This window comes from Acidobacteriota bacterium (genome assembly GCA_018268895.1).
In the GTDB taxonomy this organism is placed as follows: Bacteria; Acidobacteriota; Terriglobia; order Terriglobales; family Acidobacteriaceae; genus Edaphobacter.
The window spans coordinates 878,549-890,880 of the sequence record JAFDVP010000007.1; the positions used below are offsets into that span (position 1 = coordinate 878,549).

Below are 12,332 nucleotides of genomic sequence, written 5' to 3' on the forward strand. Positions count from 1 at the left end.
GAAGGCCAAGGTGTCCTTATGAGAGTTATCGAGAAGTTGACTGTTTCATGTGTCTTAGCAAAGTTACCTGTCGCAATGCTGACTATCTGCACATTGGCGGTAGTCGCTTGCTTTGCCGCTGCGGCCCAATCCGGGTCCACGACCACTGCGACCCCATCAGGGCCTACGATCGTTCTGATCGGCGGAGCTAAACAGGGTTATCCCCGGACTGAGCATGACTATCCTGACGGGATTCTCGCGATCGAGCGGTTGATCAAGGGATCCCCCCAATTCCAGGCCCTCAATCCGGTCGTCAAGTCATTCCCGACGGGCTTTCCCGCGGACCTTTCCCAGATCGCCGACGCTGATGTCGTCCTCATGTATTTTGGGATGGATTACGGAGGCGGCGAACGGCATGTCGGGAGGATGGGCCACGCCTTAGACAATGAACCGCGTCGAGTGGCCATGGAGCGGTTGATGGACAAGGGCGCAGGGCTCATCGCCCTGCACCAGGCGTCCACCCTCCCCAGCCAGGCCAGCATCATTCCGATGGCCGATTGGCTCGGCGGCGTTCGCTTCGGTATGGCTGACCGCACGACTGAGATCGCACAGATGCAGATCTCAGGAGCGGATAAAAATCCCATTGCCAATGGACTGAAACCTTTTGAGCTTCTGGACGAGTTCTACCCAACCCTAACCTTCTCCAAGACCGACAAAGTCACACCGATACTTTCCGCGAAGGTCCATATCCAAACCCAAAACAACAAGCCTGTCTTCGAGGAGCCTCCCGCAGACCATGTCATTGCGTGGGCTGCTGAGCGGCCCAATGGCGGCCGGTCGTTCGCATTCACCGGTGGCCACTATCTGTTGACGTTCGATCAGCCGCAGATTCGCGACATGCTACTGAACGCGATCCTCTGGACATCCAAACGCGACGTGCCTCTTGCTGGGGCGACTACGAACGCCCCGACGATGCCACACGGAGGAGGCCGCGCTTCGGCCACACCCCGGCGTCTGCTCCTAACGCGGGCGGAAGCTGTTGTCCAGCCGCAGCCCTGGGGCAAGCTCGAATGGCTCGCGTCGCGAGAGCTTGGGAACTCTCTCTTTATGACCGTAGGCATAGCCACCATCAACCCCGGGAAGGAAAACCCGGTTCACAGCCACCCCAATTGCGATGAGATCCTGCACGTCGTTCAGGGGCACATCATGAACCGGGTGGGCGACAAAGAATACGAGATGAGTGCAGGCGACACTGTGACGATCCCCGAAGGGACACTGCACAACGCGCGCAACATCGGCAAGGAGGACGCGGTCCTGTCGATTTCCTACAACTCCGCTGACCGGATTGCGATCGGAGAAAAATGACGATACGGATAGCGAACGTTCTTGTCCTGTCACTTTTGTGCCTGTCGGTAGCCGGAGCGGCAGTAGCGGAAGAGGCGAAGCGGGCCGACGTGCTCACCGCGCACGCTGACCGTCAACGCACCGGCTGGTTCTCCAGGGAACGTAAGCTCACTCCTGCCACGCTTGCCGCGGGGCGGTTCGGCAAGCTGTGGGAGTCCCCTGAACTCGACGGATTCGGGAAATATCCGGCGCGCCTTTACGCTTCACCTCTTTATATAGATGGACTGAAGATTCAGACCAAGGAGTATAGCGGGAAGACCTTCCGCGTCGTCATCGCTGCAGCGAGCACCGGCTATGTCTATGCCATTAATGCGACCCGGTCGAACGGGGTTGCTCCCGGTGCAATCCTTTGGAAGACCCAATTGGATGCTCCCTGCATCCTGCGCTGGGACGCCAGCGCCATGGGCATCGTCGGCACGCCTGTGATCGACAAGGCCCGCAAACATCTCTATGTCGTGAGCTGCGGCGAGGTCACGAGCTTCCGAATGTATGGACTCGACCTGTCGAATGGCATGGTGCTTGACGGCTGGCCGGTGGCGATGGATGAAAAAGCACTCGAACAACCGTCAATCAATCGCAATCCGCGCTATGGCGACACCCCCGCAGCGCCTTGGCGGCCCGGTCGATTCTCGATCCAGCGTGGTGCGCTCAACCTCAGCCCCGATGATCGCTATCTTTTCGCCACCATCGGTCAGGGCCGCGGCTGGGTGGTGGCGATCGACACGCAGCGTAAGACTCTGACGACAGCATTCAGCAGCACGCCGTTGGCCGAGGATTCTATTGGAGGAGTATGGGGCTCAACCGGCGTGTCCATCGATGCTCGCGGCAATATCTATGCCGTTACCGGGGCAAGCGGTAGCCAGAAGCACGCGCCTCCCTTGCATAACTGGGCACAGTCCGTACTGAAATTTGATCCCGTTTCCGCCTCCGGCTTGACGTTGCGGGGCGTCTACACGCCTTTCAACTACTGTCGCACCGAGGCGGGGGATGTCGACGTCGGCAGCAGCGGAGCGAGCATCCTGCCGGATGTTGACAGCAAGTCGGCCTTCGAGGATCCGCTGGTCGCGGTGGGAGGCAAGCAGGGTAACGCGTATCTCCTCGGCCAATCTAGTTTCACGGTCCTCGGTGATGAACGCCGTCCCTGTAGTGAGGACGCCAGCACCGATCAATCCCTGCTCCCACCGGAACCGCAACCGCAATTCGGCAAGCGTGGTCCGCTCAATATTTTTGGACCCTATTCCGATACCGAAGGCATGCTCGACCGGGCGAAGAACCGGGCTACCCCCGCCTACTTCCGGAATGCCTCCGGCTACGAGTACCTGTTCTACTCGGGCAACAACAAGGATCCTGAGGACACGGAGATCAGCGTTGCGCCCAGCCTGGTGCGGCTGCAGTTATTGCGTTCGGCGGGCGTCCATCCGTACCTTCGGGTGGATGGGCGGGCGATGGACTTCGTGCTGAAGAATCCCGGTCCCCCGGTGGTCAGCAGCAACGGTGGCAAGGACGGGATCGTGTGGGTGTTGGACGAGAACGCGCCGCGCAGCGCGATCCTCACCGGACCCAAGTCTCCGCAGCCTGTTCTCTATGCAGTAGATCCAAATACGTTGAAGGTTATTTGGAAAACCGATCCTGGACTTCTTCAAACGAGCGGAAAATACAACTCGCCAACAATAGCTGATGGAAATGTCTATGTTGGCACCGACCGAATTGTAGCGTTCGGAATTAAGCAAGAAAACGTGGGATCAGACGACGCCACGCGATCCGTGAATCGGTTCACCACTCTCGCTCAACCCAAGCTCAGCACTGAAGGAACTGCTACTAGCCGCGATCAGTCTTCTATCACACAAACTGTTGCAGTACCGGTGGCTGCGGAGAAGCAAAACGATGAGCTGCCGGAGGGTAAGGGCAAGGCGGCTTTGCTGCGCGCTTGTGTGCAATGTCACCAAGTCGACGTGGCGACCAGGGAACGATACACAGAGGCCGGATGGCGCCGAATGGTCGGCGTTATGGTAGAGCGCGGTGCACAACTATCAGAGCCGGAGACTGCGGATGTGACCGCGTATCTCTCGAAGTACTTCGGGAAGACGAACGTAAACAAAGCGGCCGCAGCTCAGCTTGAAGAAGGGCTAGGTCTGACAGAGAAAGAAGCACAAGCGATCGTCTCTTACCGGCAACAGAATGGCGACATCAAGGGTCTGGACCAGCTCAAGAGCGTATCCGGTGTTAGCCCAGACAAAATACAGGCAAAGGCGGAAGCCATCGCATTTCGTGACTGACGTTGAGAGGACGCGAGACGCCGGCCTTTTCAGGCTGCCTGGCAATGTAGCTAACTCAGTATTTCGCTGGTCATCCATTAGTGCGACAACTCTCCCGCACCCCGTACACCTTTGGAAACGCGGGCCGAAACTCTTTATATGCTCACGGGAAGAACCAGCTTATCCCCAACGATCAATGAGGATCAGATCTTCCCGCCGAAGGTGAACCGAAGAGTAAGGGGCCGAGAAGGGGAGTTTGAGGATTTGCTCAAACGAGCGAAGATTCGGGACTTCTGGTTCCATGATCTGCGTCAAACTTTTGTCTCCTGGTACATGATGAACGACGGTGATCCCTACGATCTGGCGAAGATTCTCGGCACTCGAATATCAAAATGACCGAGCGTTATTCCAAGTTGGGACGCAAGCACATCACCAGAACCGGCACTACGGCGAAGGTAATCTGGAACATGTTGGAGAGCAAAATCGCGGAGCAGGAAGAGGGTGAACAGGAGGTTCGACTATTGTTCGACAGACCAAAACGCTAAACTGTGGTTACATTTAAGTTGTTGATTATAAATGACATTTTGGTTAATTGAACGGAAGGGGTTGGGAACTTCAAGCGAATATCAGGGAATGCAATTTCCTGATACATAAATGAAAATTCCCTGTTCCGTAGAGCGCGAGGTCGAGAGCTAAATGCAATAAATAGCCTGAATGCAAGGTGATAGAGGCATTCCCGCCAGGGCAGTTAGCCGAAATCACAAGAAATTCCCTGTACTTTTCCCTGTTACTGGGAATTAATCACAGAGAGCCGTTCGCTCTAGACTGCATCCACCGCCATTTCGTCTTTCGATCACTACGTGTTCCGTCAAAACTAGCAGGTCGTCGGCAAAGGCATCGTGATCGCGAGGCCGCCCGATCTACGGGCCAAGTCTTTCAGATTTGGAATACATGGGCTCGTTTGGCAGAATGATTCTCCATGGGGAAATATCTACCTGCGTGCCCTTTGAGTTGGAGACTCTGCAAGACCATCTGCTTGGTTGCAAGTCTCTTCGTGACTGTGCCATTATTCGCTCAACCCGGTTACGCCTATCAGTTTTCCCCTCAGGCCAGGGCAGTCGTCCAGCGCCTCTCTTCCTTCGGCAGTCTTGATGCCCGTGATTGGCAGTACCACGAAGGTCCTGTTGAACACGGCGAAAGTCCCGACCTAGACACTTCCGGATGGAAGACCGTGCATCTGCCTTTCGTCGCCCCGGTCCAGGAGATATGGCTGCGCCGATGGATCGAGATTCCCAAAACGTTGAACGGTTACGACCTCACCGGCACACGTATCACCTTCAAGATCGATGTCGGCGGCTTTGGCCCGGGGCGAGGCTATCTCTACGAGATGATCTACTTCAACGGTAAGCGCGTTATTGAAGGCACATACATCGCGCCGCGTACCCTCTTTGAGAGCGCAAAGCCCGGCGACAAGGTGCTCATCGCCGTCAAGATGCCGCTCACCTCCGAGATCAAGCACTTTGAGGGAGCTTCGGTCTCGGTGAATTTCCTTCCGGCCCGTCCCAACCCCGTCGCGCTTGCCACCGAGCTGATCTCGGCGGCGCAGCTTCTGCCAGCTATCGTAAAAGGTCCCACAGAACTTGCATCGCAAGAGAAGGTTCTCGACGATGCAGCCAATTCCGTCGACCTCGCTGCGCTCGATCGGAACGATCAGCCCGCGTTCGACGCCTCGTTGATTCGAGCGCAAGACGCCCTTAAGCCGCTACAGCCTCTGCTGAAGAAGTTCTTTATCCAGCTAACGGGCGATGCCCACATTGATGCAGCGTGGCTTTGGACTGCCTCTGAGGCCGTCGACCAGGTGCGTTTTACCTTCTCTAGTGCGCTCCAAATGATGCGCGAATACCCTCAATACACGTTGTCTCAGTCAAGCGCCCAGTACTACGAGTGGATGGAAGAGAAGTTTCCCGGGATATTTGCCGAGATTCAGAAGCGCGTGAAAGAAGGGCGATGGGAGCTGGTCGGCGGCATGTGGGTCGAACCCGATCTCAATATGACCGATGGTGAATCTCAGGTTCGCCAACTGCTGCTCGGTAAACGTTACTTCCAGAAGAAGTTCAACGTCGACGTCAAGATTGGGTGGAATGTCGATTCCTTCGGATACGATTGGCAGCTCCCACAGATATATAAGAAGTCTGGTATCGATTACTTCATTACGCAGAAGCTTCGTTACAACGACACCAACCAGCTCCCGCTTAAGCTTTTCTGGTGGCAGTCACCTGATGGCAGCCGCGTCCTCTCTTACTTTCCGCACGACATCGTCCAGGGCACTGAGGCCGACGAGATGGCACGCGATCTCAGCGTTGCCATCAAGCTCAATCCAGGTCAGGAGGCTCTCATGCACGTCTATGGCCCCAGCCTGGGCCGTCTCAACATTCCTGGAGCGCGCGAATCCATCGAAAACGGAATCGACTGGTCCAATCCCGACCGGGTGTACCCACGCGTAGAGTTCCGCACCTCGCAGTCATTCTTCAACGACATGAACCAACGCCTCGCCGCCACTGGTATGCCGGTCTGGAACTACAGGACTCTGGCCGCTGGCAACGTGCAGCTACCCGCCCCGCCCGTTGGTAAGATCAGTCTGCCCGTCTGGAACGACGAGATATATCTCGAGCATCACCGCGGAACCTTCACCAGCCAGGCGACCCAGAAAGCGAATATGCGCCGAAGCGACGAATGGCTGCTCGACGCGGAGAAATACTCTTCACTTGCATGGCTAAGCGGCCGGGATTATCCCGAAGCCTCTTTGACCGAGGCCTGGAAGAAAAAAGCGTTCAATGAGTTCCACGATGTTGCCGCCGGAACCGCGATCGCTTCAGTCTACAAAGACGCCCAGCGAGACTATGATGCTGTGCACAGGATTTCAAGTGAGGCGACAGACAGCGCCCTCCACGAGCTCGATAGTCATATCGATACCGCTGCTCAGCCCGGCGTACCCATCGTTGTGTGGAATTCGCTGAGCTGGGATCGTTCCGATGCTATCTCCACTACTGTGCAGATGCCGCATGCTACGCCCAACGGTATCAACGTGCTCGACGCCGACAGGCAGCCGGTCCTCATGCAGGTTCTTTCGCATGACAAGCAGACCAACATCTACCATCTGCTCCTAAAGCCCAGGAGCGTGCCCGCCATTGGATACACGGTTCTGCACGCGCTGCCTGGCCAACGCAAGGCTGCGAGCGACCTTGCACTCCATGGCACAACCATGGAGAACGCCTTTCTCCGTGTCTCGCTCGATCCAAAGAACGGCTGCATTACCAGTCTTTACCACAAAGCCGCCAAGTTCGAGAGCATCGTTCCCGGCCAGTGCGGCAACCTGCTTGAGGCCTTTGTCGATACCGGTCGCAGCTTGACCGAGGCCAACCTCGACAGTATCCGCGTCGAAGACGCCTGGAACATCGACAAGGACTACAACAAACAGAAGACAGACCTTACGGCACTCGCGAGCATTGAGACTGTTGAGCGCGGTCCGCTCCGCGCGGTAATTCGCATCACGCGCCACTGGAGCAAGTCCACCTTTGTTCAGGACGTCATCCTTTACGCCGCGACGCCGCGGGTCGATGTGGTCAACGATATCGACTGGCACGAGACACATGTTCTGCTCAAAGCCAGCTTTCCACTTACCGCTACAAGCTCTGCTGCCACCTATGAGATACCATTCGGCGGCATCGAGCGCAGCACAACGCGCGACAATCCCATCGATGCCGCACGCTTTGAGGTTCCCGCACTGCGTTGGGCCGACCTTGGCGACAGTCGCCACGGCTTCAGTGTCGTCAATGACTCCAAGTATGGCTATGATGCTCTTGGCAACGTCCTGCGGCTCTCGCTGCTGCGCGCGCCACTTTATCCCGATCCCACCTCTGACCGGGGACACCAGCACTTCAGCTACTCGCTTTACCCTCATGCCGGTTCATGGAAGCAGGCTGACACGGTTCTGCGCGGCTACGAGTACAACTACAACATGCAGGCTTCGCAGATTGAATCGCACGCCGGCGACCTGCCGTCAACTCACTCGTTTGTCCGCGTAGCTCCCCATAACCTCGTTTTAACCGCAATGAAGAAAGATGAAGATAACGACAGCATCATTCTTCGCTTCTATGAGTGGGCGGGGGAGGAAACACGTGCAAAGATCAGAATTCCAGCAGGCGCATCCGAGGCGCGGGAAGTCAATCTGATGGAGCAGGACCTTACCTCGAACCCGGATATATCACTCAACGGAAACGAGCTTAACCTCAATGTAGCTCCGTATTCCATCAACACAGTGCGGATCCAGTTTCCCGCGCGAGGCGGTAGCATCTGGAACATGCAAGGAACAAAGTGATCGAACTGAGCATAGGGCGAGTGACTGAATTCAGCTCCTTGAGCTATCAGGCATGGTAAAAGTGTTCACCGGCGACCCACACGTCATGGATGGTAGCCGTATTCAGCGTATCGTTCCATCTGAAACGCATGATGTCTGCACGCGCACCTGGATGCAGGCGGCCACGGCCTGCAAATCGTCCAGGGATTTCTGTCGCCATCTTTAATAAAGTTGCCAAAGGAAGCCCGGTCATTCGAACGGCGGCCTCAACGCACCTTAGCAAGGAACTGGCGGAACCGGCGAGCAGAGATGTGCCATCGATGGACAGCCTGCCTTCAGGAGACAAATGGACATGCCCTCCAATGGTGGTTTCGTATGTTCCAGGGGGCATACCTGCCAGGGCTACAGCATCGGATACTAGAATGCAGCGACCCAGACCTTTGGCGCGCATCATGGAGATCAGCACTTGCTCCGGGAGGTGGTGTCCGTCTGCAATAAAGGACGCGGTGAGGCGCTTGTCCGCAAGTTGACTCCAGATGGGATTCAGGTGGCGGTCAATCTGCAAGGCGATACCATTCCCAAGGTGAGTTGACAGGCGCGCACCCGCTTTCGTCGCGGTCTCGAGTTGCTCATGGGTTGCATTGGTGTGGCCCAGGGAGACATGAACTCCGCGCTCCGATAGAGAAGCGATATAGCGTTCTGCCTCTGCAAAATGCGGTGACAGAGTCACCATTCCTATTCGTTGGTTACATGCTGCTTGCCATCGTTCAAATTCAGCGAGCGAAGGAGGCCGCACGTGCTCTAGCGGATGGGCTCCACGAAACCCATCTAACGGAGAGATGGAGGGGCCTTCAATGTGAATGAAAGGAATGCACGCTGCCGCAATTGGGTCCGTACGGCAGGCATCATCGATGCACTTAAGCCGGTACAGCAGATCTTCTTCCGATGCAGTGATCAAAGTGGGCGCAAACGAAGTTGTGCCCAATTGAAGAAGACATCGGGTAAGGCCGGAAACCGTCTCCGCGCTGAGGGCCGGCCCATTCAGGTCGAACCCCGCGAATCCGTTGACCTGGAGATCCACGAGTCCCGGCGATATCCAAAGGTCACTCGATACATGGGCGGGAACGATAGAAGTAATTCCTTCTCCGGAGATGGTGAGAGCGATTCCATCTCCACTGCCTGGATCTCGTCCTTCTATCGTTCTCTCGCCCATGCTCCCTCCATGCTTCCATGCAAATTCAGCCATTCTGGATTGGTACATCTATTTTTCCAACGGCACGTCAGATGCTCTCAAAGCTGGTGTAGGCAAACCAGCCTGAGTCGCATTCAGAGCGGCCAAAAGGCGCTCTGAATCGGGCTTTCGTAGCGGCGCAAGCCATCCCATTGCGACATAAGCCAAAAACGACAGAGCAAGCGGGGCTCCCACCGTGAGTGCATTTTCGTAGCGTGCGGCTGAATCAGGCCAATAAGCGGAAGGGAAGACCTTGATTGCGCCAAATATGATGACGCCGGTCAACCAGCAAGCGATAGCTGCGGTTGGGCCACTGCGTCGAAATACGGGGAGCAGGCCCAGCAATACAGGAATTGCCATGGGACCGACGAGCGCTCCATACCAAAGGATGATGATGCCGATTACCCCACCGAAGTGGGAAGAAAACAGGGCCAGCAGCATGCTGAGCGCCAGGAATATAAAAGTGGCAATGCGGCCGGAAAGAAGTTGATTCGCGTCGTCCAGCTTCGCAGCCCCGCGATGCAAAACCGGGAGAATGTCGCGCACGATGACAGCGGCAACCGCGTTTGCGTCTGAAGAGGTCATGGCCATGGTATGTGCAAATAGACCGGCGAGAACTAGACCTATCAAGGACGATGGTAGAAGCTCCTTCGTCAGCAGTGCATATGACTCTGAAGGATTCGCAAGGTGGGGAAAGATTATTGGCGCCGCCCACATGGGAAAAAACAAGACAGGCGGCCAGGCCAGATAGAGTGCTGCCGATAGCCGTGCCGATCGTCTGGCGTCCGCTTCGGTGGGTGCAGCGAGAAATCGTTGAGCGAGGCTCCATGTGCCTCCGTTGTACGACAGCAGATTGACGAAGAAATAGACCGAGGCAAAGATGACCGTATAGTCGCCATGGAATGGTTTTATGTGATCGGGAGGGAGGAGCTTCCACATTTCCCATAAGGCACTCGCTCCACCCAGACGATGAAGTACTGCGACCAGCATTGCAAGTCCTGCTACAAACTGGATAACAAACTGGCTGAGATCGGTGAGCGCATCCGCCCATAATCCACCCATAACGGAGTACATCAGCGTTACGCTGCCTGTCAGCAAGACGCCCCACAGGAAGGGTACATTCGCAAAGGCATGTAGAAGAATCGCCGACGCGCTCCACTTCGCGCCGACATCGAAGATCTTTAGAAGCGCTCCGCTCCAGCCCAATATCTGTTGTGCCGGAACGTTGTACCGGACCTTGAGATACTCCAATGGGGATACAACATTGAGATATTGGCGAAGGCGCGACCATTTTGGCGCGAAGATACGGGAACCAACAAGCAGGGCAAGCGAGATCGAACTGGCCCACCAGAAATAGACTGTGATGCCGGATGTATAGGCCAGCGCAGCGTAGCCGACGAACACTGCCGAACTATAGCCTGACATGTGATGGGATATGCCGGAGAGCCACCATGGCATCGATCCTCCAGCGGTGAAAAAGTCGCTGGCGTTTCGCACCTTCCTTCTGGCGAACGCTCCTACGCCGATCATCAAGAGGAAATAGGTGCCTAGGACAATCCAGCCTGAAATTTTCATCTTTATCCATCAAAATGTACTTCCAATGGTAGCTTGCTGCTACCGGTTGGATCGAAATCGTGTCATTTTTTCGGCGAAGGCTGATCATCCGAGAGGGTGAGGCGCCCCGTTCCAGCTACCTGGGTAAGTATTTTGATTAAGGGAAAATTAAGTTTCGTTCTATAAAGTAAAGCGCATGTGCTTCCTGGAACGGACTTATAGCCGGTTACGATCCTTCGGTGCTACGACTCTTTGCCTGGCGGGGGTTTCATGCCTCGCTCATGCACAGGCGCCTTCCGTGCCTATGATTACAGTCCAGGAAGCCATCCGGAAAGCACAGTTGAATGAGCCGCTGTTTGCGGCAAGTATAGCGGCACAGAAGAATACAGTGATTGCCGGATACCTGGCGAAGGCGGCGCTGCTCCCTTCGGTGACATATCACAACCAGATGCTTTACACGCAACCGAATGGACAGGCCGGTTCGAGCGGGCAGGCGGGAACGCAGACCCCGCCGATCTTCATTGCGAACAATGCTGTGCATGAATACATCAGCCAGGCGTCGATCAATGAAACATTTGGACTCAAACAACTCTCCGATGCACAGGTGGCATCCGCGAACGCTGCCAGGGCAACGGCGGAGTTGGAGATCGCACGGCGCGGTCTGGTCTTTGCCGTCGTCAACCTGTACAGCCAGGTCTCTGCAACCGATGCCAAGCGAAACCTGTTCACGGAGGCCCTTCAGGAGGCATCGGCCTTTACCGATCTGACGCAGAAGCGTGAAGCTGCCCGTGAGGTAGCCCATGCCGACGTCGTGAAGGCTCAACTTCAACAACAGCAGCGTCAGCGCGATCTAAGCGATGCAACGATTGCAGCCGACAAAGCGCGCCTTGAGTTGGGCGTCTTGCTCTTCCCCGATCCAAGAACGCCGTATACGACACAGACTGCCAGCCCTCCACCTGCGCTTCCGACGCACGACGAGGTCAGCAGCCTGGCCTCTGCGAATAATCCAGAGATCCGAAGCGCATTGGCCCAGCTTCGTGCAGGCGACGCAGGGGTGGTTTCGGCAAGGGCGGCATATCTTCCCGATCTCGCTCTCAACTTCACCTATGGAATCGACGCTCCACAGTTCGCCAAGAAGGGGCCGGATGGCGTGCAGAACCTGGGTTACTCGATCAGCGGGACTCTCGATATCCCCGTATGGGACTGGTTTTCGACGCAGAAGCGCGTGAAGCAGAGCGAGATCTTGCGCGACACTGCGAAGACGAACCTGAGCGCAACACAAAGGCGCCTCATTGCTACTCTCGAAGAGGCATACGCTGAAGCGTCGGCAGCTCAAGTGCAACTCAGCCTGCTTGACGAGAGTGTTCGCACAGCGTCGGAGAGCCTGCGATTGACCAAGCTGCGTTATACGGCGGGTGAATCGACTGCGCTTGAGGTCGTCGATGCGCAGAATTCGTACTTGCAAACGGAGACAGCGCAGACAGACGGGACTGTCCGCTATCAGTCGGCTCTGGCGGCGTTACAGCTATTGATGGGGACACTATGAGGCAAG

Annotated in this window: 6 protein-coding genes; 4 read left to right on the forward strand and 2 right to left on the reverse strand. The window is 56.2% G+C overall.

What is annotated here, in order from left to right; all coding sequences use genetic code 11:
- Positions 1 to 75: 75 nt before the first annotated feature.
- The 3 genes from JSS95_11360 to JSS95_11370 all read left to right on the forward strand — a co-directional run bounded on the left by JSS95_11360 (position 76) and on the right by JSS95_11370 (position 8,016).
- On the forward strand, positions 76 to 1,344 hold the full coding sequence (locus JSS95_11360; GenBank protein ID MBS1800413.1) for a ThuA domain-containing protein: 1,269 nt from the start codon (positions 76 to 78) through the stop codon (positions 1,342 to 1,344).
- On the forward strand, positions 1,341 to 3,659 hold the full coding sequence (locus tag JSS95_11365; GenBank protein MBS1800414.1) for a helix-hairpin-helix domain-containing protein: 2,319 nt from the start codon (positions 1,341 to 1,343) through the stop codon (positions 3,657 to 3,659). Before JSS95_11360 ends, JSS95_11365 begins: the two co-directional genes overlap by 4 nt.
- A gap of 958 nt (positions 3,660 to 4,617) precedes the next feature.
- Positions 4,618 to 8,016 carry an alpha-mannosidase gene (locus JSS95_11370; GenBank protein ID MBS1800415.1) on the forward strand — a complete coding sequence of 1,133 codons (3,399 nt, stop codon included), beginning with the start codon at positions 4,618 to 4,620 and terminating at the stop codon, positions 8,014 to 8,016.
- Positions 8,017 to 8,062: 46 nt separating this feature from the next.
- On the opposite strand, the gene JSS95_11375 is transcribed toward JSS95_11370, so the two are convergent.
- Complete coding sequence (locus tag JSS95_11375) at positions 8,063 to 9,241, reverse strand: amidohydrolase family protein (protein ID MBS1800416.1); 1,179 nt, start codon at positions 9,239 to 9,241, stop codon at positions 8,063 to 8,065.
- A gap of 15 nt (positions 9,242 to 9,256) precedes the next feature.
- The gene (locus tag JSS95_11380; protein MBS1800417.1) at positions 9,257 to 10,801 is read right to left on the reverse strand and encodes a Na+:solute symporter; all 1,545 of its coding nucleotides are present in this window, start codon (positions 10,799 to 10,801) and stop codon (positions 9,257 to 9,259) included.
- A 175-nt stretch (positions 10,802 to 10,976) separates the two neighbouring features.
- Between JSS95_11380 and JSS95_11385 the strand changes: the two genes are divergently transcribed.
- The gene (locus JSS95_11385) at positions 10,977 to 12,326 is read left to right on the forward strand and encodes a TolC family protein (GenBank protein MBS1800418.1); all 1,350 of its coding nucleotides are present in this window, start codon (positions 10,977 to 10,979) and stop codon (positions 12,324 to 12,326) included.
- Positions 12,327 to 12,332: the final 6 nt, after the last annotated feature.